The 22,612-nt window shown below is 63.5% G+C and carries 22 protein-coding genes; 5 read left to right on the forward strand and 17 right to left on the reverse strand.

The genetic code is table 11. The features are described 5' to 3' along the window. Nucleotide 1: 1 nt before the first annotated feature. The 13 genes from RHIBR816_RS0119685 to RHIBR816_RS0119745 all read right to left on the reverse strand — a co-directional run bounded on the left by RHIBR816_RS0119685 (nt 2) and on the right by RHIBR816_RS0119745 (nt 12,133). Complete coding sequence (locus RHIBR816_RS0119685) at nt 2–877, reverse strand: ABC transporter permease (RefSeq protein ID WP_018238306.1); 876 nt, start codon at nt 875–877, stop codon at nt 2–4. 97 nt (nt 878–974) lie between these two features. Next, nucleotides 975–1,985 carry an ABC transporter substrate-binding protein gene (locus RHIBR816_RS0119690; RefSeq protein ID WP_026187209.1) on the reverse strand — a complete coding sequence of 337 codons (1,011 nt, stop codon included), beginning with the start codon at nt 1,983–1,985 and terminating at the stop codon, nt 975–977. Nucleotides 1,986–2,022: 37 nt separating this feature from the next. Then, nucleotides 2,023–2,349 carry an NIPSNAP family protein gene (locus RHIBR816_RS0119695; protein ID WP_018238308.1) on the reverse strand — a complete coding sequence of 109 codons (327 nt, stop codon included), beginning with the start codon at nt 2,347–2,349 and terminating at the stop codon, nt 2,023–2,025. Between the two features lie 5 nt (nt 2,350–2,354). Then, nucleotides 2,355–3,818 carry an aldehyde dehydrogenase gene (locus RHIBR816_RS0119700; protein ID WP_018238309.1) on the reverse strand — a complete coding sequence of 488 codons (1,464 nt, stop codon included), beginning with the start codon at nt 3,816–3,818 and terminating at the stop codon, nt 2,355–2,357. Between the two features lie 5 nt (nt 3,819–3,823). Next, nucleotides 3,824–4,864, reverse strand: a complete 1,041-nt coding sequence (locus RHIBR816_RS0119705; RefSeq protein WP_018238310.1) for an LLM class flavin-dependent oxidoreductase — start codon at nt 4,862–4,864, stop codon at nt 3,824–3,826. Nucleotides 4,865–4,867: 3 nt separating this feature from the next. Then, nucleotides 4,868–5,800, reverse strand: coding sequence for a flavin reductase (locus tag RHIBR816_RS0119710; RefSeq protein WP_026187210.1), 933 nt, complete (start codon nt 5,798–5,800; stop codon nt 4,868–4,870). Further along, on the reverse strand, nt 5,797–6,624 hold the full coding sequence (locus RHIBR816_RS0119715; RefSeq protein ID WP_026187211.1) for an alpha/beta fold hydrolase: 828 nt from the start codon (nt 6,622–6,624) through the stop codon (nt 5,797–5,799). The genes RHIBR816_RS0119710 and RHIBR816_RS0119715 overlap by 4 nt, the downstream gene beginning before the upstream one ends. 23 nt (nt 6,625–6,647) lie before the next feature. After that, entirely contained in the window at nt 6,648–7,250 is a 603-nt protein-coding gene (locus RHIBR816_RS0119720) for an amino acid synthesis family protein (protein WP_018238313.1), read from the reverse strand. Between the two features lie 165 nt (nt 7,251–7,415). Beyond that, nucleotides 7,416–8,300 (reverse strand): formyltetrahydrofolate deformylase, encoded by an 885-nt coding sequence (purU, locus tag RHIBR816_RS0119725; protein WP_026187212.1) that lies wholly within the window; start codon nt 8,298–8,300, stop codon nt 7,416–7,418. A 250-nt stretch (nt 8,301–8,550) separates the two neighbouring features. Beyond that, the gene (locus RHIBR816_RS0119730; protein WP_018238315.1) at nt 8,551–9,372 is read right to left on the reverse strand and encodes a 3-methyl-2-oxobutanoate hydroxymethyltransferase; all 822 of its coding nucleotides are present in this window, start codon (nt 9,370–9,372) and stop codon (nt 8,551–8,553) included. Between the two features lie 45 nt (nt 9,373–9,417). Further along, entirely contained in the window at nt 9,418–10,644 is a 1,227-nt protein-coding gene (locus tag RHIBR816_RS0119735) for an NAD(P)/FAD-dependent oxidoreductase (protein ID WP_018238316.1), read from the reverse strand. A 39-nt stretch (nt 10,645–10,683) separates the two neighbouring features. Next, on the reverse strand, nt 10,684–11,001 hold the full coding sequence (locus RHIBR816_RS0119740) for a MocE family 2Fe-2S type ferredoxin (protein ID WP_018238317.1): 318 nt from the start codon (nt 10,999–11,001) through the stop codon (nt 10,684–10,686). 46 nt (nt 11,002–11,047) lie between these two features. Next, nucleotides 11,048–12,133 carry a fatty acid desaturase family protein gene (locus RHIBR816_RS0119745; protein ID WP_018238318.1) on the reverse strand — a complete coding sequence of 362 codons (1,086 nt, stop codon included), beginning with the start codon at nt 12,131–12,133 and terminating at the stop codon, nt 11,048–11,050. 156 nt (nt 12,134–12,289) lie between these two features. Here RHIBR816_RS0119745 and RHIBR816_RS0119750 point away from each other — a divergent pair, with 156 nt between their 5' ends. From RHIBR816_RS0119750 to RHIBR816_RS0119765, 4 genes are all read left to right on the forward strand, one after another. Further along, nucleotides 12,290–13,321, forward strand: coding sequence for a LacI family DNA-binding transcriptional regulator (locus RHIBR816_RS0119750; RefSeq protein ID WP_018238319.1), 1,032 nt, complete (start codon nt 12,290–12,292; stop codon nt 13,319–13,321). A 58-nt stretch (nt 13,322–13,379) separates the two neighbouring features. Next, complete coding sequence (locus RHIBR816_RS0119755; protein WP_245262627.1) at nt 13,380–13,736, forward strand: hypothetical protein; 357 nt, start codon at nt 13,380–13,382, stop codon at nt 13,734–13,736. Continuing rightward, the gene (locus RHIBR816_RS0119760) at nt 13,736–14,560 is read left to right on the forward strand and encodes a hypothetical protein (RefSeq protein ID WP_018238321.1); all 825 of its coding nucleotides are present in this window, start codon (nt 13,736–13,738) and stop codon (nt 14,558–14,560) included. The genes RHIBR816_RS0119755 and RHIBR816_RS0119760 overlap by 1 nt, the downstream gene beginning before the upstream one ends. 65 nt (nt 14,561–14,625) lie before the next feature. Then, the gene (locus RHIBR816_RS0119765) at nt 14,626–15,918 is read left to right on the forward strand and encodes an amidohydrolase family protein (RefSeq protein WP_018238322.1); all 1,293 of its coding nucleotides are present in this window, start codon (nt 14,626–14,628) and stop codon (nt 15,916–15,918) included. 19 nt (nt 15,919–15,937) lie between these two features. Here the strand turns inward: RHIBR816_RS0119765 and pdxA are convergent, their stop codons facing one another. The 4 genes from pdxA to RHIBR816_RS0119785 form a co-directional block, all read right to left on the reverse strand. Then, on the reverse strand, nt 15,938–16,924 hold the full coding sequence (gene pdxA, locus RHIBR816_RS0119770) for a 4-hydroxythreonine-4-phosphate dehydrogenase PdxA (RefSeq protein WP_018238323.1): 987 nt from the start codon (nt 16,922–16,924) through the stop codon (nt 15,938–15,940). 22 nt (nt 16,925–16,946) lie between these two features. Then, complete coding sequence (locus RHIBR816_RS0119775; protein ID WP_018238324.1) at nt 16,947–18,080, reverse strand: iron-containing alcohol dehydrogenase; 1,134 nt, start codon at nt 18,078–18,080, stop codon at nt 16,947–16,949. A gap of 296 nt (nt 18,081–18,376) precedes the next feature. Next, nucleotides 18,377–19,576 carry an exo-alpha-sialidase gene (locus RHIBR816_RS0119780; protein ID WP_018238325.1) on the reverse strand — a complete coding sequence of 400 codons (1,200 nt, stop codon included), beginning with the start codon at nt 19,574–19,576 and terminating at the stop codon, nt 18,377–18,379. A gap of 11 nt (nt 19,577–19,587) precedes the next feature. Further along, complete coding sequence (locus RHIBR816_RS0119785; RefSeq protein ID WP_018238326.1) at nt 19,588–20,496, reverse strand: dihydrodipicolinate synthase family protein; 909 nt, start codon at nt 20,494–20,496, stop codon at nt 19,588–19,590. A gap of 327 nt (nt 20,497–20,823) precedes the next feature. Here RHIBR816_RS0119785 and RHIBR816_RS0119790 point away from each other — a divergent pair, with 327 nt between their 5' ends. Next, nucleotides 20,824–22,473, forward strand: a complete 1,650-nt coding sequence (locus tag RHIBR816_RS0119790; protein ID WP_034815523.1) for an ABC transporter substrate-binding protein — start codon at nt 20,824–20,826, stop codon at nt 22,471–22,473. The last annotated feature ends 139 nt before the right edge of the window (nt 22,474–22,612 follow it).

Raw genomic sequence — 22,612 nt, forward strand, 5'->3', positions numbered from 1 at the left:
GTCAGCGCCCTCCCATCCGGTCTGTGCCGAAGAAGCGAAGCTGCACCGCATAGAGCGCCAGCGTCACGACCAGCAGCACCAGGGCCGCCGCGCCGCCCATGCCCCAATTGACGAGGGACTGGACGAACTGCGCGATGAGTTCGGCAAGCATCATGTTCGCCGTTCCGCCGAGCAGCGCCGGAGTGACGAAATAGCCGAGCGACATCACGAAGACCATCAACGCCCCGGCCGCCATGCCGGGCATTGCCAAGGGCAGGAGAACCCGCACGAGCGCCTGCCAGCGGTTGGCACCGCAGAGCGCCGCCGCCTGCAGGATGGCCGGATCGATCTTCCGGATGACCCCATAGAGCGGCAGGATGATGAAGGGCAGCATGATATAGGTCATGCCGATCGTCACGCCGGTCAGGTTGTTGACGAGCGGAAGCGGCTTGTCGATCAGGCCCATGCCGATCAACAGCTTGTTGATGACGCCGGTGCGCTGCAACAGCACCATCCAGGCATAGGTGCGTGCCAGAAGATTGGTCCACATCGACAGGAGCAGGATGGCGAAGACGACCGAAGCGAGGCGGCTCGGCATGATGGCCAGCGCCCAGGCGACGGGAAAGCCGATCAGCAGCGACACGACCGTGACGAGGCCGGAAACGATGAAGGTATTTGCGAATATCCTGAGATAGGTGGAGGAGCCCAAGAGTTCGGCATAGTTTCCGAGGCCCGGCGCGGGCTCCGTGACGCTGCGCGCCAGAAGGATGACGACAGGGACGACGAAGAACAGGACCAGCAGGCCGAGCGCCGGCAAGGTCAGGTCGAAGTCGGTGAGCCGCAGGCGGTGTGCAGGGATCTTCGATCCTTCCGCCCTCGCGTCGGTGCGCGACAACATGGCTGTCTCTCCCAATTAAGCTGCGCGAGGGACCTTCCTCGCGCCCCTGCGTCGGATCGGCGGGGAATACGCGCTACGCACTCCCCACCGTCAAGATTTACTCTGCCTGCCAGGCGTACCAGCGCTCGCCGATCGCATCGCGGTTCTCGGCCCAGTAGTTCATGTCGGCATTGACCTGGGTTGCCGTTTGCGCATCCGGCAATGTCTTGGCCAGCTCCGGGTCCATCACCTTGGGCGAATCCAGGTTGATCGGCGCATAGCCGGTGGCCTTGGCGAGATCGGCTTGCGCCTGAGGCGAGGTCGCGAGCGCGATGAACTGCATTGCTGCTTCCTTGTTCTTCGCGCCCTTCGGCACGACGAGCGAGTCGGCGGCGGTGATGTTCTGCTCCCACGAGGTCTCGACATTGATGCCGCTCTGGGCGAGCGCCGTCATGCGGCCGTTCCAGAGGCTGCCGAACGGGGCCTCGGCGGAGGCAAGCAGCTGCTGCGACTGCGCACCACCGGTCCACCAGATGATTTCCGGCTTGATCGTGTCGAGCTTCTTGAAGGCGCGGTCGAGATCGAGCGGATAGAGCTTGTCGGCCGGGACGCCGTCGGCGAGCAGCGCCGCCTCGATGACGCCCGGGGCCGACCACTTGTAGAAGGCGCGCTTGCCGGGGAACTTCTCGATGTCGAAGAGGTCCGCCCAGCTCTTCGGGCAGGCATCTACCGCATCCTTGTTGCAGCCGATCACGAAGGAATAGTAGAAGCTGCCGACCGAATAGTCGGTGACGAAGCGCGGGTCGAGCTTGGTCTTGTCGATCACCGAAAAGTCGAGCTTCTCGAGCAGGCCGTTCTTGCCGGCCTGGGCTGCATAGTCGCCCTCGACGTCGACGACATCCCAGGTCACCGAGCCTGCCTCGACCATCGCCTTCAGCTTGCCGTAGTCGGTCGGCCCGTCCTGGAGCACGTTGATGCCGGTCTTTTCCGTGAATTTCTCGGCCCAGGCGATTTTCTGCGCATCCTGCGTCGTGCCTCCCCAGCTCGAAAAGACGAGATCGGCGGCCATCGCCGGCATGGCTGTTGCAATCGTCGCGGCAGCGGCCGCCATAGCGAGTATCTTCTTCATGTTCCCTTGCTCCGTGGTCCGGTTTTGCTTGGTTGTTCTATGACGCGCTGCCGCCTGTCGGCGAAAAGCGCGCCGCCTTCATGATCTTGTTCTCCGCGACTTCTATCAGGTCGCGTATCTTGGGAAGGAAAGCCCGCCAGTCCGGGTCTTCCATGAGTGCGGCCCGGCGCCTCTCGCGATCGTCGAGGCTCCGGTAGGCCCAGATGTGGACGATCTCGTTGATCGGCCCGATCTCGGAGAAGAAATAGGCGACGAGCTCGCCGAGATGCTTCTTCTGGACCGCGATGCCCTCTTCGTCGACCACCTTCAGGTAGGCGGGGATGGCGCCGTTCTTCAGCCGATAGGTGCGGATTTCGTAGAACATCGCCGTCACCGCATCACGAAGGGATCGGGGATCGGCTCGTCCGACGTCCTGAGCCAGACCGTCTTCGTCCGCGTAAAGTCAAGCGCGGCCGCCATGCCGCCCTCGCGGCCGTGGCCGGAGAGCCCGAAACCGCCGAAGGGCGCGATCGGCGAAACCGCCCGATAGGTGTTGACCCAGACGATCCCGGCGCGGATCCCCTTCATCAGGCGGTGCGCACGGGTGAGGTCGCGGGTGAAAAGGCCGGCCGCGAGGCCATAGCGGGTATTGTTGGCGAGTTCGAGCGCCTCCGCTTCGGTTTCGAAGGAAAGCACCGAGAGGACCGGCCCGAAGAATTCCTCCTCGAGTGACGGCGACGAACTGCCGTCGCAATCGAGAATCGTCGGCCGATAATAGTAGCCGGCGCCTTCGGGCGCCGTGCCGCCGGTGACCAGCCTGGCCCCGGCGGCGAGCGAGTGCTCCACCAGCGCCTCGATATGGTCGCGCTGACGCTGCGTCGCGAGCGGCCCGACCTCGGTCGCCATGTCGAGGGGACGGCCGATCCCGACCGCCTCGGCCTTTCCCTTGAGGAGGTCCAGGAAGCGGTCCTTGACGCTTCTCTCGACGATCAACCGCGAACCCGCGACGCAGCTCTGGCCGGTCGCCGCGAAGATGCCGGCGACCTGGGCATTGGCCGCACTTTCGAGATCGGCGTCGGCAAAGACGATGAAGGGCGACTTGCCGCCGAGCTCCAGCGAGGTCGAGGCAAGGTTCTCCGCCGAATTGCGTACCACATGGCGCGCTGTCTCTGGCCCGCCGGTAAAGGCGATGTGGTCGACCTTCCGATGGCGGCTGAGCGCCGCACCGCAAGAGGGACCGAAGCCGGTGATGATGTTGACGACGCCGGCCGGAAAGCCTGCCTCATGAACCAGCCGGGCAAATTCCAGCAGCGGCGCCGGCCCATCTTCCGAGGCCTTCACCACCATGGTGCAGCCGGCCGCCAGTGCCGGGCCGATCTTCACCGCCGACAGGAACAGCTGGCTGTTCCACGGCACGACCATGGCGACGACGCCGATCGGTTCGCGGCGCAGCCAGACATCCATGTCCGGCTTGTCGATCGGCAGATAGGAACCCTCGATCTTGTCGGCGATGCCGGCGTAATAGCGGTAATACTCCGCGACATAGGCAATCTGCGCCGAGGTCTCGCGGATGATCTTGCCCGTATCGCGCGTCTCCAGTTCCGCAAGTTTCTGCGCTTTCTCGGCGACGAGGTCGGCAAGCTTGTAGAGAAGCTTGCCTCGCTGCGTTGCCGTCAGCTTCGGCCACGGACCGTCGTAAAGCGCCGTGTGCGCAGCCTCGACGGCGCGATCGACATCGGCTTCCCGCGCCTCAGGCATCTCCGCCCAGGCGGCACCCGTAGCCGGATCGATGCTTTCGAACCGGGCTTCGCCATCTGCAAATTCGCCGTCGATGTAGCACTGGAAACGCTGCATGTGCCCTACTCCGCAAATGCCGGCATGACCTCGGCGATGAAGCGCTCGAGCGAGGCCTTCTTGCGCTCGAAGCTCATGCCCGTGTCGATCCAGAAGGAATATTCGTCGTAACCCATCGCCTCGTAGGCCTTGAGGCGGGCGATGACCTGGTCGGCCGTGCCGACCGCCAGGTTCTTGCGCATCACCTCGGGTGAGATCAGTGCATTCTCGGCCATTTCCTCTTCGGAGATCGTCTCGATGAGGGCCTGTCGGATCGGCTTCTCGTTTTTGAACCAGGCGAAGAAGTAGTTGTAATAGACGCTCATCTCCTTGGCCGCCCGTTCCAGGTCCGCTTCGTCCGTGCCGACATAGGCGTGCTGCAGCAGCATGATCTTCGGGCGCTCGATCTCCGGGTTCTTGGCGCAGGCCGCCTCGAAGCGCTCCATCAGGCTGGCGATCTCGCCGTCGCCGTTCCAGAGCGGCGTGACCTGCACGTTGCAGCCGTTGGCAACCGCGAATTCATGGCTGTTGGGATCGCGCGCCGCGACCCAGATCGGCGGATGCGGCGCCTGCACGGGTTTCGGCGCCGAAGTCGTCGGCGGAAAGGTCCAGAACTCGCTCTCATGCGCGTAGTCGCCTTGCCACAGGCCCTTGATGGCGGGGATGAGCTCGCGCATCCGCTGGCCGGCGCCCCAGGCATCCAATCCGGGGGCAAGCCGCTCATATTCGAAACTATAGGCGCCGCGGGCAATGCCGATATCGAGCCTGCCAGCGGTGATGATATCGGTCATCGCCGCTTCGCCGGCGAGCTTGATCGGGTGCCAGAACGGCGCGATCACCGTGCCGGTGCCGAGCCGCACATTCTTCGTGCGCCGCGCGAGATCGGCGAGGCTCAGGAACGGATTGGGCGCGATCGTGAAGCTCATGCCATGATGTTCGCCGGTCCAGATCGCATGCAGGCCGCCTTTGTCGGCGATTTCGCAAAGCTGGATAAACTCGCGATAGAGGCTCTCGTCCGTCTGTCCGGGGTTGAGCCGCTCGAGATGCACGAAAAGCGAGAATTTCATGGGTCAGGCCTTTCTGGCATAGGGATGAACCTTGCCCTGTTTCTCATCGCCGACGTAAACGCCGAAGTTGCCGAGCGCGCTCTCGGCGGCGAAGCGCCTCAGGAGGTCGGCAGTGGCGGAATTGTCCATCGCGTCGAGCGGCAGGTCCGCAATCGGGACGAACCGCCCCGCCTTGGTTTCGCCGGGCTCGGCAACGGCGCGATAGACGATATGCTGGTGGCCGGTCGCCTTGTTGTCGTAGACCGAGTAGAGGAAGCCGACCTCGACCGCCAATCCGGTCGCACCCGTCAGATAATCCTGCAGCGCCGCCAGCGGCTCACCGCCCCTGAGCTCCATCTGCGGCAAGCGCCAGCGGCCATCCGCCTCGGAAATCAAGAGGACCGCACCGTCACGCTCGACGACGGCGGCGATCAGCGGCATGCCCTCCGCAGCAGCCGAAACCGCCTTGCTGGAAAGGCCCGGCGTGATGTAGCTCCCACGCGCGAAGCCGAGGCCCGCCATGGCGCCGTTCTCGAAAGCCTCGACGCGGCCGATCAAGATGGCGTGGTCGCCGGCGTCGACGATCTCGTTCGTCGAACAATCGAACCACGCGCTGACGCCCGCGAGAATCGGCGCGCCATGAGGTCCGTTCTTCCATTCGACCGCCGCGAAGCGGTCCTCCACCGGTTTGGCGAAGGTGTTGGAGACTGTCATCTGCTTTTCGGAGAGGACGTTGACGCCAAAACCCTTGGCCGCAGTCATCGTCGCGAAATTGCGTGAGGTTTTCGCGAGACAAACGAGCAGAAGCGGCGGATCGATGGATACGGAGGCGAAGGAGTTCGCCGTGAAACCGATCGGCCGTCCCGACGCGTCGTTCGCCGTGACCACCGTCACGCCGGTCATGAACGAACCGAAGGCGTCGCGCAGCGCGCGGGGGTCCAAAGTAGCTGTTGTCATGACTTCTCCCCTTCCTTTGAGAGCCAGTCTTCGAGGATCGCATTGACCGTATCCGGCGCCGTCAGATTGACCATGTGGCGATGCCCTTCGATGATGTGCGCCCAGCCACGCGGCGCGGCGGCGGCCATGGCACGCGCCATTTCGGGCGTCGAATTCGGGTCCTCGGAGCCGGTCAGGAACAGCGCCGGGCACTGCACCTCGGGCCAACTTCCGGCATAGACGTCGTCGCCATGCGCAAAGGCATTATAGGCTGTCGCATAGCCTTCGGGATCGACGGCGTGCAGCCAGCTTCGCGTCAGTTCATAGACCGTTTCGGTTTCACTGCCCTCGCCGAACCAGCGTTTCAGCGGACCGTCGACATCGACCGCGCCCTTGCGGATCATGTCGGCCCGGGCGACGACCGCCGCCTTCGCATCGGGATCGCGCAAATATACGCCATTCAGAAGCGCCACCCGGCGGATACGTCCGGAAAGCGTCGCGGCCGCCCCGCCGGCAATCAATGCGCCCATCGAATGGCCGGCGAGATTGACACGCTCCAGTTTCAGGTCATCAAGCAAGACGCCGAGCCAGACGACGAATTTCTCGAGCTTCGCGCCCGGATCCAGCCTGTCGCTCTCGCCGTGGCCCGGCATGTCGACGGCGATGACACGGCACCGGGCAGACAGGGCGGCAATCTGCGGCGCCCAGGCTTCGAGGCGCATGCCGACCCCGTGGATCAGCACGAGCGGCTCGCCGTGACCGCTATCCACATAGGCGGCACCATGCGCCGTTCTTGCGCGGCTGGCGCCGAGGGCCGTCAATTCTGTTCGCTCGGACTTTAGCATCGTCGTGCCCCGGACCCGCGGCGTCAAACGCCGGCCGGATTGGCGACATCCTGCCCAAGATCCTTCAGGTCCTGGTAGCGATCGCCGATGCGGTGATGCGGGCGTCCACCGACAGAGGCGCCAAGCGCAATGACGATCTCGTTCGCCGCCGGCGCATCCGGGACGGCGGTCTGGATGGTCAGATAGTGCGAGCGGCGCCCTTCATCGTTCTTGTCCATGAGCGGGATCATCAAGGGCGCGTTTGCCGGACCGCGCGTGTTGCAGAAGGCGAGGTAGGACTTGGCGCCGACGGCCTGGCGATAGTGATTGCCGAAGCGCAGCGTGTGGATCAGCGCCGATGCGTGCTCGACCTCGCCGTCGAGACCGACGATTGCCGATTTGCCATAGCCCTCGACCGCTTCACCCGAGCCGACCGCGTCGATGATCATCTTCGTCAGAAGCTCGCCAAGCACCGGTGCCGCCGCGTGAATTTCCGGCTTCAGGTTCTCGACATAGCCCGCGCCAGCCCAGGGGTTCTTCACGACGGCGATGGCCGAATAGAGCTTCAGCGGCACCGGCGCAGCCTTGCCGCCCTCGATCAGCGTCGTCTCCACCTGCAGCAGGGTCTTGCGGATTTCGATGGCCATCGCCGTCTCCTTCATTTCTCTATTACATACTATGGTATGCCATAATACTGCAGTGTCAAGCACCCTTTTCGTCCGCATGGAAAAGCGAAGAGATTCAGCGGCATGAAAATGAAAAACCCCGCTCGTTGCCGAGCGGGGTTTGGTCGATTGACGGTGTTTCTTGCCTCAGCCCATGCGCTCGGAGGCGTAGGAACCCGGGCTCGGCGGGAACACCACGACGCGGTTACCGTTGATGAAGGTGCGGTGGTGGATATGGGCATGGACCGCCCGGGCCAGCACCTGGCTTTCGACGTCGCGGCCGATCGACACATAGTCCTCGGCCGACTGCGCGTGGGTGATGCGGGCGATGTCCTGCTCGATGATCGGGCCTTCGTCGAGATCGGCGGTGACGTAGTGCGCCGTCGCGCCGATCAGCTTGACGCCGCGCTCATAGGCCTGCTTGTAGGGGTTGGCGCCCTTGAACGACGGCAGGAACGAGTGGTGGATGTTGATGATCCGCCCCGACATCTTCTTGCACAGCGCATCCGACAGCACCTGCATGTAGCGGGCGAGCACGATCAGCTCGGCGCCGGTCTGTTCGACGAACTCCAGCAGCTGCGCCTCCGCCTTCGGCTTGTTCTCCTTCGTCACCTTGATGCAGTGGAAGGGGATGTCGTGGTTGACGACCACCTTCTGGTAGTCGAAGTGGTTGGAGACGACGCCGACGATGTCGATCGGCAGCGCCCCGATCTTCCAGCGGTAGAGCAGGTCGTTCAGGCAATGGCCAAAGCGCGACACCATCAAGAGCACCTTGGTGCGTTCCGCCTGGTCGTGGAGCGCCGTGTCCATGGTGAATTTCTCCGCGATCGGCTTCAGCCCCTCCTCGAGTGCGGCACGGCCGACGCCCTCTTCCGAGATGAACGAGATGCGCATGAAGAACAGGCCGGTTTCGAGGTCGTCGAATTGCGAGCTGTCGATGATGTTGCAGCCCTCTCCGGCGAGATAGGCGGACAGCGCCGCGACGATGCCGCGGGTGGATTTGCAGGTTACCGTCAAGACATAGCTGTTCATCATTCGTCCTTCGCTGTCACACCTTTGGGCGCTGCGCCCATTGCTTCCCTACTGCATGTCTTTCTCCTTAAATCGACCTCGATTTAAGGAGAAAGACATGCAGCAATTCAAAGTGCTACAGTGACCTTTGCGCGTCTGATAAGACGCGCGGCGCTGTAGACCGGAGCCAATTAAAGGATAATTCCTGCAGCAATTGAAAGTGCTGCAGCGACCTTTTTACGTCTGAACCGACGCAGCGGCGCCGGCGCTGCTATCCTGCGCGGAACGCCGTCCGCTCCTGAGTATCGATCTTGTCGAGGAATTCCTCCAATTCAACCGGCTCGATGCCGACCAGATGTGCCTTCTCCGGATAAGCGCCCGAGCGGACGTCGTCGGCATATTCGCGGAAGGCGGCGATGCGTTCCTGCTGCAGCCGCTCGAATTCGGCGGCAAAGTCGCGATAGACCTTGGCGTGGCGAGGGTAATGGCCGCGGTTCTGTCCGAGCACGTCTTCGGCAAAGAGATACTGGGCGTCGCATCCGGTGCCGGCGCCCATGGAGAGCATCAAGAGCGAGGTGCGCTCAGAGATCGCGGCCGCGACCTCTCCCGGCACGACCTCGATCTCGGCGGCGAAGGCGCCGGCCTCTTCGAGCGCCTTGACCTGGCGCCAGATCTCCAGCGCGCTCTCCGCTGTCTTGCCGACCGCGCGGAAGCCGCCTGTCCAGGTCGCCTTTGACGGGATCAGCCCGACATGGCCGCAGACCGGGATTCCCTCCTCGCGAAGCCGCCTGACCGTCGAAAGGCCGGCGGCGCAATAGACGGCATCGCCGCCCGCCCGCATCGCCTCGAAGGCGCCGCGCAGATAGTCTTCGGCCGTGATGAAGTCGCCATATTCGAGCCCGGGAAAGGCGAAGACCGTGGGCGCCGTCTCGCGGAACTCAGGCCCGAGCAGCGCCGGCGGAACGGAGACGAGATCGATGCCCGCTTTTTCTGCGGCTTCCGCCTCTTCCAGCGTCACGACGCGCAGCATGGTGAGTTGCCTCTGGCCCTTGATCGACAAGAGATCGGCAACGGTCGGACGACGATGTTTCATGGAAATCTCCAGATGAATGCTTGGAAAGGGCGACCCCGGCGACCGTCAGGCCGCCAGCAACGTCTTCAGCTTGGTTTTCGGCGAGGAAAGCGCCGCCGGGTCTGGCCTGCAGCCCGCGGCGATCAGCATTTCGGCAAGGCGAATGTCGCGGGCCACCGCATTACCGGGCCCGATGCCGCTTGCGGCGATCAGCCGGCCCTCGCCATCGAGATGGAAGAGAATGAAGGCGCCGTCTCCCATATCGCGCCGGGCGGTCGTCGTGGCGCCATCGGCAAGGCCGGCGATCTGCAGGGTGAGCTCGTATTGATCTGACCAGAACCACGGCACGCTTGCGATCGGCTCGGCCGCGCCCATGAGATTGGCTGCAACGAGCGTGCCGTGATCCTGGGCATTGCGCCAGGCTTCAAGCCGCACCCGCCGGCCGCGATAGTGCGACAGGGGAAAGGAACAGCAGTCTCCGGCCGCATAGATGTCGGGGTCCGATGTTCTCAGCGTCTCGTCGACGGCAATGCCGTTTTCGATCAAGAGCCCGGCCGCCGCCGCAAGCTCGGTATTCGGGACCGCGCCAATGCCGACGACAATGAGGTCGAAGGGCCTGCTCGCGCCGTCCGCGAAGACAACCCGTGGCCCATCGTCATCCGCCTCGAGCGCTGCGATGCGCGCGCCGCAAACGATCTCGACGCCTTCCTGCCGATGCCGATCGGCAACGACCGCCGCGATCTCCTCCGGCACACCGCGGGAGAGGACACGCGGCAAACCCTCGATGAGCACGACCTCGGCGCCGAGCTTGCGGGCGGTTGCAGCCAGTTCGAGGCCGATAAAGCCGCCGCCGATGACGGCGAGCTTTCGCCCCGGTCTAAGAGCGCCGCGGATCGCCAAGGCGTCGGCGTGGGTCCGGAGCACCCGGATGCGGTCCGAATTCTCCGGCGCTCCGGGAAGCGCACGCGGTCGGGCGCCGGTCGCAAGCAGCAGTCGGTCGTAGCGGATCGCCCGATCATCCCCAAGCCGCACGGCCTTATGCCGACGGTCGATCGACTCGACAGAGACGTTCGTCAGTACGGCAATCCCTGCCTCTTCGTAGCGCCCGGCATCGGCCACCAGTCTTGGCGGCTCGGTCCCGGCAAGCCCGTCCTTGGACAGCGGCGGCCGCTCATAGGGAAGATGCGGCTCGGTGCCGATCAGGGTGATCTCTCCGCCGAAGCCCTTTTCCCTGAGGGCAAAGGCTGCCCTTGCGCCGCATTCGCCGGCGCCGACGATAACGATATGGCTCATGTTCTCCTCCCCTCGCCCCTGAAGCGTCAGGCCCCGTCCTCAGGAAATCGCGATAAAGACGCTGCCGGCTTCGACCTTGACCGGATAGGTCCTGAGGTTGACGCAGACGGGGGCGCCCTTGGCTTGGCCGGTCTTGTAGTTGAAGCGGCCGTTGTGCTTCGGACATTCGATGATGTCGTCCATCACCAGCCCGTCGGCCAGATGGATCTGCTCATGCGTGCAGAGCCCGTCGGTCGCGAAATATTCGTCTTCGGGGCTGCGGTAGACCGCGAAGGTGCGACCCTCATGGTCGAAACGGATGACGTCTTCCTCGTCGATCTCGTCGGCCGCACAGACCTCGACCCAGTTCGAGCTCATGGTTTCCTCCATTGGATGCTGAATTTCTGTTTGCCGTCGCTGGCAGCTATTCGGCGGCGACCGGCTCGCCGTGGAACTCTTCCCGATAGGCCCTTGCCGTCGCCGGCAGTTCGCGCCTCAGGAAATAGTCCTCGTGGCGCAACTGCCTCAGGAAGGCCGGGATCATCTCGCGATAGCCGCTGAGGATCGACGGATTGGCCGCCGGCAGGTCGTGCTTGATCATCGCGTGCAGCTTCGGCAGTGCGTGATAGGGCACCATCGGGAACATGTGGTGCTCGACGTGGTAGTTCATGTTCCAGTAGATGAAGCGGCTCACCGGATTCATGTAGACGGTGCGGCTGTTCAGCCGGTGATCGATGACGTTGTCGGCAAGCCCGCCATGCTGAAGCAGCCCCGTCAGCACGTGGTGCCAGGCGCCATAGAGCCGCGGCAGGCCGATCAGCATCAGGGGCAGGATCGAGCCCAGATAGGCCGAGAGACAGATCGTCGCGACATAGACCGCAAGCCAGATGCGGGCGACGAGGATCGCCTTCGATCGCTCCATTTCAGGAATGAAGGTTTTTTCGGCGGCGCTGATGACGCCGAAGGCGTTTCGCACCATGTCGATGACCGCATGCCAGACATCGATGATGCCGAAGAAATTGAGGACGAGACGGATGAGATCCGGCGGCCGCATGACGGCGATCTCCGGGTCGCGGCCGACGATGACCGTGTCGGTGTGGTGGCGGGTGTGGCTCCAGCGCCAGGTCACCGGATTGCGCATGATCATGAAGCAGGCGATCTGATAGACGGCGTCGTTCATCCACATCGTCTTGAACGCGGTGCCGTGGCCGCATTCGTGCCAGCGGCTGTCGGAGGCCGAGCCGTAGAGGACGCCATAGGCGAGGAAGAACGGCACGGCGAACCAGGTGCCCCAGAAATAGACGCCAAGACCGCCGAAAAGGAACATGCTGCCGAGCCAGATCGCGGTATCGCGGATGGCCGGACCATCATCGCGCTTCATCAGTTCCTTCATCTGCTTGCGCGGAATGTCGGTGTGGTACCACTCGGCCGCCGCCAGCCCGTTCGCCACCGCGGCTTGGGCGTCGCGACCCAGCAGGCTGTAATCTCGTTTCGTCGGAACTGTCGTCATCCCTGCCTCCCGAAGCGCGCTGCCGATTGCGTCTCCATCTGATGCGAGGAGAATAAGTTGACTTTTGCCAGCTCTCAATGCAGTCATGATATATTCTCTCAAAACACATCATGGCGGCGACCTCATTCATGAGGTAATGCTGTCAGGGAGGCGGAGATGAGCAGCAGGCCGACGATCGCGGATCTGGCACGGGCCGCGGGGGTGAGCGTCGCGACGGTGGACCGCGTGCTGAACGGGCGACACCCGGTGCGCGAGGAGACGGCGCGGCGCGTCTATGACGCGGCAAAGGCGATCGGCTACCACGCCGTCGGTCTCCTGCGGCAGCGCGTTTTCGAGGATCTGCCGCAATACCGTCTCGGCTTTCTCCTGCAAAAACCGCAGCAAGCCTTCTATCAGGCCGTCGCAAGGGAAATGGAGAACGCAGCGCTGTCGCTCACCCATGCCCGGGTTGTCCCGCAGGTCGACTTCGTTGCCAATTCGACGCCAGCCGGGATTACCGAGAAGCTGAAGACAATGGCGGCGCGCAACCAGGCGATCGCCTTCGTCGCTCCCGACTACCCTGCCGTAACGACCGCGGTCGAGGAACTGAGAGAGCGCGGCATTCCGACCTTCTCGCTGCTCTCCGACTTCGCCGCCGGCGTGCGCGAAGGCTATATCGGCATGAACAATCACAAGGTCGGGCGAACCGCGGCCTGGATGATCGCCAAGGCGGCCAAGCGGCCGGGCAAGGTCGCTGCCTTCATCGGCAGTCACCGCTTCCTCGGCCATGAACTGCGGGAGATCGCCTTTCGCTCCTATTTCCGCGAGAAGGCGCCCGAATTCGAGGTGCTCGACACGATGGTCAACCTCGACACCGCCGAAATCACCCATGAGGCGACGCTCGACCTCCTGAAGCGCCACCCGGACCTTCTCGGCTTCTACGTCTGCGGCGGCGGCATGGAGGGGGCGATTTCGGCGATCCGCGAGGAAAAGCTCGAGGGCAAGCTGCTCGTCGTCGTCAACGAACTGACGCCGGAGTCGCGCGCGGCGCTTGCCGACGAAGCGGTGATCATGGCCGTTGCCACGCCCGTCCAGGCGCTTGCGAGAGAAACGATCAGCCTGATGATCGGTGCCATCGACCGCGGCTCGGCCGGCGTGCCCGGGCAGACGATCCTGCCCTTCGACATTTTTCTGCCGGAGAGTATTTGATCCCTTTACCAGCAGAACCTTGATGCGTATCCGGGATACGCTTATGTTGGGATAGCACGTGGAGAAAACGGCCATGTCATCGCGCGAACGCATCAGGAAATATCGAGAGATTGGGGGCGCAGCAGATCTCGTGCGTGTGGAAGTCCTCGTCCCTGCCGCCGATCGAGACGCTATTCTCGCGTCTGCCAGCAAGCTTCGGCAAGAGCACCGAAACAAAAAGGAACGCATGATTGAATTCCTGCAAGCGGCTACAGAACGCTACGGTCTCCGGATCCTCGACAATATCGATCTAAGCAGGGTCGACAGCGTCGAGGGCAGGTGCAGGATTGTCGCTGACGCGCTGATGGAACGGGGGGACGCTCGGGCTTTCGGGATGGGCCGCCGAATGCTTGCCGAACTCGAGGGCAACCGCTGATGGCCCTTACACAGCTGCAACGCGGCATCATGATCTCGATTGCGAAAAACCGGTCCGATTCAAGCTACATGGCAGGCGGTGTCGTTCTGAACATGGATTGGCCGCGTCTCTCGGATGACCTGGACATCTTTCACGACACCGACGAAGAGATAGGCGAGACGGCACAGCGCGATATGGACACACTCAAGTTGGATGGGTTCCGCGTTTCGGTTGAGGTGAACATCTATGGCTGCGTCGAGGCGCGCGTCAGTCGCTTCGGAGAAAGTACCCTCATACAGTGGATGAGCGAAACGCGTATGCGCTTCTTTCCCCTCATTCGCGACGAGGAATGGGGAGCGCGTCTGCATCCGCTGGATCTTGCCATAAATAAAGTAATAGCGGCTTCCGCCAGAAGGAAAGCCAGAGACTATGTAGACCTGCTCTCAATTGAAGAGAACCTTGCGTCTCTCGGCCCACTGATAATGGCGGCCGCTGGGAAGCCCCCGCATTTCTCTCCCGTCAGGACAATCGAAGAAATTCGGAGAAAAGCGTTGTCCGTTACTGATGATGAATATTTGTCTGTACGAGGCATTCCGGAAAACTGGACTCCAAGTTTTGTTCGACAAAAAATATCCGACGTTCTGGAGCGAGCCGAGGACTATGTCAGAAGCGCGCCATCCGACGTCGTCGGACTCTTGGCTACTAACGCTGATGGAAGCGCCGCTGCGTTCGGCAATCGCAATCTCGAGGGGGTTACGCTACGGCGCGCGACAGTCGAGCCCGAGGTGATGCCCGAATTTCCGGAAGTCAGACCGACCTGGAAGACCCATCCGGACAGCGATTAAATCAGCAATTGCATCCTGATTCCGACCGGCGTCGCGACCCTAACCTTCTTCCCTTGGTGCAGCCCATGTTCGACCTCATCATCCGAAACGCAAATCTTCCCGATGGCCGCAGCGGCGTCGATATCGGCATCAGGGGCGACAGGATCGCCGAGGTGGCCGCGAGGATCGAAGCGGCGGCAAGGGAAGAGATCGACGCGACCGGCCGGCTCGTTTCGCCGCCCTTCGTCGATCCGCATTTTCACATGGATGCGACGCTGTCGCTCGGGCTGCCGCGGATGAACCGCTCCGGCACGCTGCTCGAAGGCATCGCGCTCTGGGGCGAGCTGCGTCCGACCCTGAGGCGCGAGGCGCTGGTCGAGCGGGCGCTGCGCTATTGCGACCTCGCGGTCTCGCAGGGCCTCCTCCACATCCGCAGCCACGTGGATACGACCGATCCGCGGCTGGTGACGGCGGAGGCGCTGCTCGAGGTCCGCGAGAAGGTGGCGCCCTATATCGACCTGCAGCTCGTCGCCTTCCCGCAGGATGGCTACTACCGCTCGCCGGCCGCGGTCGACGCCTTGAACCGGGCGCTCGACATGGGCGTCGACGTCGTCGGCGGCATTCCGCATTTCGAGCGCACCATGAGCGACGGGGCCGCATCGGTGGAAGCGCTCTGCCGGATCGCGGCTGAGCGCGGGCTGCCGGTCGACATGCATTGCGACGAGACCGACGACCCAATGTCGCGGCATATCGAGACGCTGGCCGCTCAGACGATCCGCTTCGGCCTTCAGGGCCGGGTCGCCGGATCGCACCTCACCTCGATGCATTCGATGGACAACTACTACGTCTCGAAACTCATTCCGCTGATGGCGGAGGCCGAGATCAATGTCATCCCCAATCCGCTGATCAACATCATGCTGCAGGGCCGGCACGACATCTATCCGAAGCGCCGCGGCCTGACCCGCGTGCGCGAGTTGATGGAGGCCGGCCTCAACGTCTCCTTCGGCCACGACTGCGTGATGGACCCCTGGTACTCGATGGGCTCCGGCGACATGCTGGAGGTCGGGCACATGGCGATCCACGTCGCCCAGATGGCCGGCATCGACGACAAGCGGAAGATCTTCGACGCGCTGACCGTCAATTCGGCGAAGACGATGGGCCTCGAAGGCTATGGCCTCGGCAAGGGTTGCAACGCCGACCTCGTCATCCTGCAGGCGCGTGATCCGCTCGAAGCCCTGCGGCTGAAACCGAACCGGCTCGCGGTCATCCGCCGCGGCAAGGTGATCGCCCGCACGCCGCCACGGGTAAGTGAACTGCACATTGAGGGACGGCCGCCGTCCGTCGACGTCGCCGATTACGCGCCGGGGTTTGGGAACTGACGTCTCCTGCGAGCGCCGTCTACTGCGGGACCGCTCGCCTCGGCGAACTCGCCACCAGCCGCGCATAGGCGATTGCCGAAAGCATGTTGACGTGGTTCGCCTTGCCGGTGCCGGCGATGTCGAAGGCCGTTCCGTGGTCGACGGAGACGCGGTCGATCGGCAGCCCGAGCGAGACGTTCACGGCGGTGTCGAAGGCAACCAGCTTGATCGGGATGTGGCCCTGGTCGTGGTATTGCGCCACGACGAGGTCGAAGGCGCCGTTATAGGCGCGTGCAAAAACCGTATCGGCCGAGATCGGGCCGGAAACGTCGATGCCCTTGGCCTTTGCCAGCTCGACGGCGGGCACCAGGAAGCGGGTGTCCTCGTCGCCGAACAGGCCGTTCTCGCCGCAATGCGGGTTGAGGCCGGCGACGGCGATGCGCGGCTTCATGCCGAGCCGCATGAAATGGTTGTGGCCGGCCTCGATCGTCGCCAGGACCCGCTCGACCGTGGCGCGCTCGATGGCGCCGCGCAGCGACACGTGGGTCGAGACGTGGATGGTGTTCAGCCGCTCGGAAGCAAGCAGCATGAACGAGCTCTTCGAGCCGGTCAGGTGCGCAAGGAGCCCGGTGTGTCCGTCGAAATGGTGGCCGGCGAGATTCATCGCCTCCTTGTTGATCGGCGCAGTGACGATGCAGTCGGCCTCGCCCGCCGTCGCCATTTCGACGGCGCGGCGGATATAACGCACCGAGGCTTCGCCGGCGACCGCACTCACCTTGCCGATTTCCGGCAGGGGCGCATCGATCGGCACCTCCTCTACCCGGACCGCACCCTCGGCAGGCACCGTCGAGAAGTTGACTGCCGTCAACGTCGACCGCTTGGCCTGTTCCAGCGCCTCGATATTGCCGACGACGGTGAAATTCCCGAGTTCCTCTTGCGGCAGGGTCGCCAGCGCCTTGACGATCACCTCCGGGCCGACGCCGGCCGGATCGCCGAGCGTGATTGCGACGCGGGTGTCCATGCCCATGGTTTCCTCCCTGGGGGCCTGCCTAGTAGGCCGCCTCGTAGATTGCGAGAATGTCGGCGCGTGACAGGTCGCGCGGATTATTGTCGAGCAGCCGCCGGATGGCGAAGGCATCGTCGGCCATCGTGCCGAGATCGTTGGCGAGCACGCCGAGCTGCCGCAGCTTCATTTCGATGCCGAGCGAGGCGCAGAACCCGTGTGCCGCGTCGAAGACGGAACTGATGTCCTGCGAGGCCGGCAGGTCCAGCGCCTCGAGGACGGCTCGCGTCTTTTCCGGGACGGCCGGCGTGTTGAAGGCAAGCACGTGCGGGAAGATCAGCGCATTGGCAGCACCATGCGCGACATGCCAGCGCGTGCCGAGCGGATAGGCAAGCGCGTGACCTCCCGCCGTATTCACCGGCCCGAGGCAATAGCCGCCATAGAGCGAAGCAAGCGACAGCCCGGCACGGGCCTCGGCATCGTTGCCGTCACGGACGGCGCGCGAGAGATAGCGCCCGACCAGGCGCACGCCCTCGATTGCATAAATGTCGATCGCGGGATGGGCCTTGCGGTTGGTGAAGGCCTCGACGCAATGCGCCAGAGCGTCCACCCCGGTCGCTGCCGTGACCTTCGGCGGCACGGTGAAGGTGAGTGCGGGATCGATGACGGCGATGTCGGCAAGCATGTGGATGCTCTCGACAGCGAGCTTGGCCTTCGTCTCCGGGTCAGTGACCAGCGCCCGGATGCCGGCTTCGCTGCCGGTTCCGGATGTGGTCGGCACCTGGGCGAGCGCCGCTTTACGCGGCTCGGCGACCTTGCCGGCGCCGACGACGTCGGCGAGGTTCTGCGACGAGCCGGAGAGGACCGCCGCGAGCTTGGCAAGGTCCATGGCGCTGCCCCCGCCAAAGCCGACGATCAGGTCGGCCTTGGCGCCTGCGGCCGCCGCAAGGACGCGGTCGAGGTCGGTCGTATCCGGCTCGGCCTTAACGTCGCCATAAACGGTCACCTCGCCGGCAAGCCCGAGAACGTCGCTGCGCGCCGCGTTGAAAGCGTCGGAGATCACCAGAACCCGGCGGTATCCCTTGCCCTTGGCCCAGGCGCCGAGCCTTGCCGCGACGCCGGTGCCAAACTCGATCAGACCCGGTCTCACCATGACGATGGGCGCATCCAGACTGCTCATCCGATCGGTCCTCCCTGAACCCGGGCGCAAAACGCGCCAAGATGTAAAGTTGTTATACTTTATGTCATCGAATGGCAAGAGCGGCAATCGGCATTTTGTCCACCGCCTGTCACCTTCTGCCTCCCGGCGGCCGCGGTATTTCCGGAGTGCGGCGCATATGCTACTGTTAAAAAAAGAAAATAGTGGACATGGCACCGCCCCGACCGCCAGCGATCTGGCAGCCGCGACGCATGCCGAGGAGATACGGCCCGGGCTGCCGCACTTGTCAATTCAGGGCCAGAACACGGCCCTGCGGATCACTTTGCGCCTTCGATGAAGCCCCGATCCAGCCGCACATATTTGATCGCCCGGCGGAAATAGGTGTAGGCGATGTGCAGCCGACCTTCTCCGTCCTCCACGATCGATGGATAGGAGAATTCGCGATTGAGCGAATCCTTCGAATTGTTGCTCAGGCAATAGCCGTCGCCGGTATCGAGGTCGATGCGGCGTGGGAATGTCCGCCCACCATCCGTCGAAAACGCAAGGCTGAGCGGTGCGCGCGGTACGCCCCAGACGGCCGGGCGGGCCGAGGCAACGGCCTCAGTGGTCCCGCTGCCCTCCCCGCCGTCGGCCTCGATCTCATCATAAAGCGAGTGGCGGCGCGCATCCGACATCGACGCATTGCTGTGGTTGTAAACCATTGCAATCGCGCCATTTTTTGTACGGATCGCTTGGATCGACGAATTGTTGTTCGGCAGGTCCACGGGTTGCGGCGCCGTCCAGTTCAGCCCCGCGTCGCTCGATTGGCTTCTGAGCACATGGGCGGCGAAACGGTTGCGGTAGAAAGCGACCATCGCATCGCCGCCGGCCGGAACGATGTTCATATGCACCGCGCCGATGCTGTCCGGCACTTCAGTCATCGCCCACGTCCTGCCCTGGTCGTGCGAGATCAGCACGGCGGCGCTGTCGACGTCGCCGGTCCAGCGCCGACCCGCCTCGCCGATGCAGCGGAACACCGGCAGCAGCCATTGGCCGGCGCCGTTGACGATGATCGGCTGGCGCACGAAGGTGCCGGGTATGTCGCACAGCACTTCGGTCGGACCGAAGGACTTGCCGCCATCGCTGGAAATGCGGCGCTTGACCACGGCTCCGTCCTGGTTTCCAGAGGTCTGCGAGGTAAAGAGCAGCCAGACGCGACCGTCCGGTGCCGTGAAGATCAACGGATTCTGCTCGGATTTCGCCGGGTCGTCGGACATCTTCTCCGGATCCGTCCACCGGCCCGCGCCGGGCTCGAGCCGCGACATGTAAACCGAGATGTCACCCATTCCTTCCATCGTTCCGCCGAACCAGACGCAGGTCAGCGTGCCGTCCGGCAGGAAGGCGAGATTGGCGGCATGGTTCTGCACGCAAGGGGATGGCAGGTAGGCGTCGAAACGGCCGGGCTCGGTCGGGTTCGAAACCAACGCGCCCGTCATCCGGCGAGGAACGTCGTTCGGGTCCAGAGCGGAATAGGTCATCGGAGTCTCCCTCAGGGCAAGGCCGCAAACTTGGCAGCGAGGTCCGCCCGTTCACCGTTGCTGAGCGGCATAAGCGGGGCGCGTGTCCGGACCCAGGCATTCTCGCCGCTTTTCAACGCGACCATCGCCTTGATCGTCGGGATCTGCACATAGGAATTCGACAGCGTCCTGTAGGCGTTGATGCGCGCCTGGGCCGCCTCGACCTCGGCCTCCTTCGCTGGATCCGAGACATTGTCGAAAATCAGCCGCAAGGAATCGCCGACAAGATTAGAGGTCGCGGTAATGCAGCCCGCACCGCCGGCCTTGAGCAGCGGCAGGAGCAAGGGATCAGCGCCCGCAAGCAGGGAGAAATTCGGCAGTTCCGTCACCAACGCCTGCATATTGGCGAAGTCGCCGGCGGAGTCCTTGATGCCGACGATCGTCTCGGGGAAGGCCGCCGCGAGCCGCTTTACCAGCGGAATCGACAGCGGGATACCGGAGACCTGCGGAATATGGTAGAGGATCACCTTCAGCCGGTTATCGCCAATTTTTTCAAGGATTTGCGAGTAGGCCGCATAGATGCCCTCGTCGCTGACACCCTTATAGTAGAAGGGCGGAAGCATCACGATCTTCCTCACCCCGAGCGCAAGCGCATGTTTCGTCAGCGCCACCGTTTCAGGGATCGCCGCGACGCCGGTGCCGGGCATCAGCCGGTCGGCAGCGATGCCGGCGGCAAGAGCGCTTTCGAGGATCGCCCGGCGCTCGTCCTGCGAGAACGAATTGGCCTCGCCGGTCGTGCCGAGCAGCGCAATTCCATGGCAGCCTTCGGCAAGCAGCCGCGCGCAGTGGGCGGCAAAGAGGCCGAGATCCGGCTCGCCGCTCTCCTTGAGCGGCGTCGCCGCCGCGCAGTAAACGCCGGTCACCACATGTCGTCCGTTCATCTGTGCCTCCTCCGCGGTCGTCGCAAACAGCTGACGAACTTGTCAGATGCGGCCTTCCCGACCGCTTTTCGCCGCTTCCAGCGTGCGCTTCATCGCTCCTGTTTGGTTCAATATCGCCCCTGTTGTCAATATGAAAAACTCAGCCGAAATTTTCGTGTCGCAGCAAAGCTTTGATTCAATGCGCTTTTTTTCGTGACGCCAATCTCGCTATCGGACACATGCGCAATTTTAGTTGACATATTTACAATATAGTCCAGTGTAGGGCCAATCAGAGCGCCATGATCCGGGGAGAGCGGAGGCGCTCGATTTCACGTACGGGAGGAAGAAATGACCAGACGGAATGACCTCGACTCCGCAATGGCGGGCATCTCGCGGCGGGAGGCGCTGAAACTCGGTCTCGGCGCCACGGTGGCGCTGACGATCGCCGGCATGAACGCGCGCATCGTGATGGCGCAGGAGGGCCAGGTGTTGAAGGTTGCCAATCCGGCCTTCAACCAGGACTGGTCGCCGCTTCGCGGCGGCGGCGTTCCCTATCGCTGGAATTCGATCTGGTGGGCCTCGCCGATGTTCTTCGACAGCGAAGGCAAGATCCACCCGTATGTGTTTGCGAGCTGGGAATCGTCCGAAGGCGACAAGGTCTGGACCTTCAAGATCGATCCCCAGGCGACCTTCTCCGACGGCAGCAAGATCACCGCCGAGGATGTCAAGGGTTCCTGGAACGTCGCGGCCATGCCGAACACCAAGAGCCAGCGCGCCGACCAGGTCCTGAGCAAGGTGGCGGGCTACGCGGAGTTAAGCGGCGGCAGCGCCAAGGAAATTTCCGGCATCGCGACGCCCGACGAAGGCACCGTCGTCGTGACGCTGAGCGAGGCCGACCCGATCTTCTTCATGCGCCTTGCCAACCACATCGCGCCGATCACCAAGGCCGAGCAGTCGCGCGGCGAGGACGGCGAGGAGATCGTCGACTGGTACACGCCGGACAGCGGTGCCGTTTATTCCGGTCCGTTCAAGCTTACGGCGATCGACATCGATGCCGGCACGCTCACTTTCGAACCGAACGAGAATTTCTTCGGCCCGAAGCCAAAGCTCGCCCGGATCGAGATCAGCTCGATCGAGGACAACGTGACGGCAACCTCGCTCTTGAAATCCGGCGAGTTCAACGCCCATACGGAACTCGTCACCTCGACGATCATCCAGGATCTCGGCCCCGAATTCGCCTCCGGCCCGATCATTCCGACCAGCCAGCATTTCTGGTTCAACACGGCGCGCAAGCCGATGGACGATCCGAAGGTGCGCGAGGCGCTGATCCGCGCCGTCGATCGCGAAGGGCTGATGAAGGCCTCCTTCCCCGACGGTCCGCACAAGAAGACGGACCAGATCCTGAATTCCGTGCCCGGCGCCGACAATTCCGGCTTCGAGCCCTATCCTTACGATCCGGAAGGCGCCAAGAAGCTGCTGGCCGAGTCGAGCTATGGCGGACCGGAGAAACTGCCGAAGCTTCTCTTCGTCGGCGTTTCCGGCCCGGCGATCGAAGCGGCGGCCCAGTTCATCGCCGAACAATGGCGCCAGAACCTCGGTATTTCCGCGGTCGACATGAAGCCGCAGCAGGACGCCTATGCCGGCCCAGACCAGAACGCCGTGCAGATCTTCCGCGACGACGTCGGCACCCGCGTGCCGGATGCCGTCTCCTACCTGCAGGGCTCGATCGCCTCGACGTCCTCGAACGCCCAGAACAAGCTCGGCGGCTACAAGAACGACAAGGTCGACAGCCTGCTGAAGGAAGGTTCGACGAAGGCGGCCGACGATCCGCAGCGCGTGGCGCTTGCGCAGGAAGCCCAGAAGGCCTTCCGCGACGACTGGACCTTCATCCCCTGGTATGCTCAGGCGATGTCGCGCTGGGCCACCGCCGAGGTCAAGGGCATCGACAAGAACCTCGATTGGCAGGTGGCAAAGCCCTGGGAGATTTCGGTCGGCTGATACCGGCCGGCTGCTGTAGACCTTAAGCGAGACAAGTCGCGCGAAGGCCCGAGGCCTTCGCGCTCGAATAGGCGCATGGACCGCAAGCTTCGGCTTCCGTGGCGGACCTGGCGCACATAACGGCCGGCACCCAACGCCC

Source organism: Ensifer sp. BR816 (assembly GCF_000378985.1).
GTDB lineage: Bacteria > Pseudomonadota > Alphaproteobacteria > Rhizobiales > Rhizobiaceae > Sinorhizobium.

What these genes read in the sequence shown, in the direction of transcription:
- RHIBR816_RS0119685 (WP_018238306.1), bottom strand. Translation starts at nt 877, where the DNA reads ATGTTGTCGCGCACCGACGCGAGGGCGGAAGGATCGAAGATCCCTGCA.
- RHIBR816_RS0119690 (WP_026187209.1), bottom strand. Translation starts at nt 1,985, where the DNA reads ATGAAGAAGATACTCGCTATGGCGGCCGCTGCCGCGACGATTGCAACA.
- RHIBR816_RS0119695 (WP_018238308.1), bottom strand. Translation starts at nt 2,349, where the DNA reads ATGTTCTACGAAATCCGCACCTATCGGCTGAAGAACGGCGCCATCCCC.
- RHIBR816_RS0119700 (WP_018238309.1), bottom strand. Translation starts at nt 3,818, where the DNA reads ATGCAGCGTTTCCAGTGCTACATCGACGGCGAATTTGCAGATGGCGAA.
- RHIBR816_RS0119705 (WP_018238310.1), bottom strand. Translation starts at nt 4,864, where the DNA reads ATGAAATTCTCGCTTTTCGTGCATCTCGAGCGGCTCAACCCCGGACAG.
- RHIBR816_RS0119710 (WP_026187210.1), bottom strand. Translation starts at nt 5,800, where the DNA reads ATGACAACAGCTACTTTGGACCCCCGCGCGCTGCGCGACGCCTTCGGT.
- RHIBR816_RS0119715 (WP_026187211.1), bottom strand. Translation starts at nt 6,624, where the DNA reads ATGCTAAAGTCCGAGCGAACAGAATTGACGGCCCTCGGCGCCAGCCGC.
- RHIBR816_RS0119720 (WP_018238313.1), bottom strand. Translation starts at nt 7,250, where the DNA reads ATGGCCATCGAAATCCGCAAGACCCTGCTGCAGGTGGAGACGACGCTG.
- purU (WP_026187212.1), bottom strand. Translation starts at nt 8,300, where the DNA reads ATGAACAGCTATGTCTTGACGGTAACCTGCAAATCCACCCGCGGCATC.
- RHIBR816_RS0119730 (WP_018238315.1), bottom strand. Translation starts at nt 9,372, where the DNA reads ATGAAACATCGTCGTCCGACCGTTGCCGATCTCTTGTCGATCAAGGGC.
- RHIBR816_RS0119735 (WP_018238316.1), bottom strand. Translation starts at nt 10,644, where the DNA reads ATGAGCCATATCGTTATCGTCGGCGCCGGCGAATGCGGCGCAAGGGCA.
- RHIBR816_RS0119740 (WP_018238317.1), bottom strand. Translation starts at nt 11,001, where the DNA reads ATGAGCTCGAACTGGGTCGAGGTCTGTGCGGCCGACGAGATCGACGAG.
- RHIBR816_RS0119745 (WP_018238318.1), bottom strand. Translation starts at nt 12,133, where the DNA reads ATGACGACAGTTCCGACGAAACGAGATTACAGCCTGCTGGGTCGCGAC.
- RHIBR816_RS0119750 (WP_018238319.1), top strand. Translation starts at nt 12,290, where the DNA reads ATGAGCAGCAGGCCGACGATCGCGGATCTGGCACGGGCCGCGGGGGTG.
- RHIBR816_RS0119760 (WP_018238321.1), top strand. Translation starts at nt 13,736, where the DNA reads ATGGCCCTTACACAGCTGCAACGCGGCATCATGATCTCGATTGCGAAA.
- RHIBR816_RS0119765 (WP_018238322.1), top strand. Translation starts at nt 14,626, where the DNA reads ATGTTCGACCTCATCATCCGAAACGCAAATCTTCCCGATGGCCGCAGC.
- pdxA (WP_018238323.1), bottom strand. Translation starts at nt 16,924, where the DNA reads ATGGGCATGGACACCCGCGTCGCAATCACGCTCGGCGATCCGGCCGGC.
- RHIBR816_RS0119775 (WP_018238324.1), bottom strand. Translation starts at nt 18,080, where the DNA reads ATGAGCAGTCTGGATGCGCCCATCGTCATGGTGAGACCGGGTCTGATC.
- RHIBR816_RS0119780 (WP_018238325.1), bottom strand. Translation starts at nt 19,576, where the DNA reads ATGACCTATTCCGCTCTGGACCCGAACGACGTTCCTCGCCGGATGACG.
- RHIBR816_RS0119785 (WP_018238326.1), bottom strand. Translation starts at nt 20,496, where the DNA reads ATGAACGGACGACATGTGGTGACCGGCGTTTACTGCGCGGCGGCGACG.
- RHIBR816_RS0119790 (WP_034815523.1), top strand. Translation starts at nt 20,824, where the DNA reads ATGACCAGACGGAATGACCTCGACTCCGCAATGGCGGGCATCTCGCGG.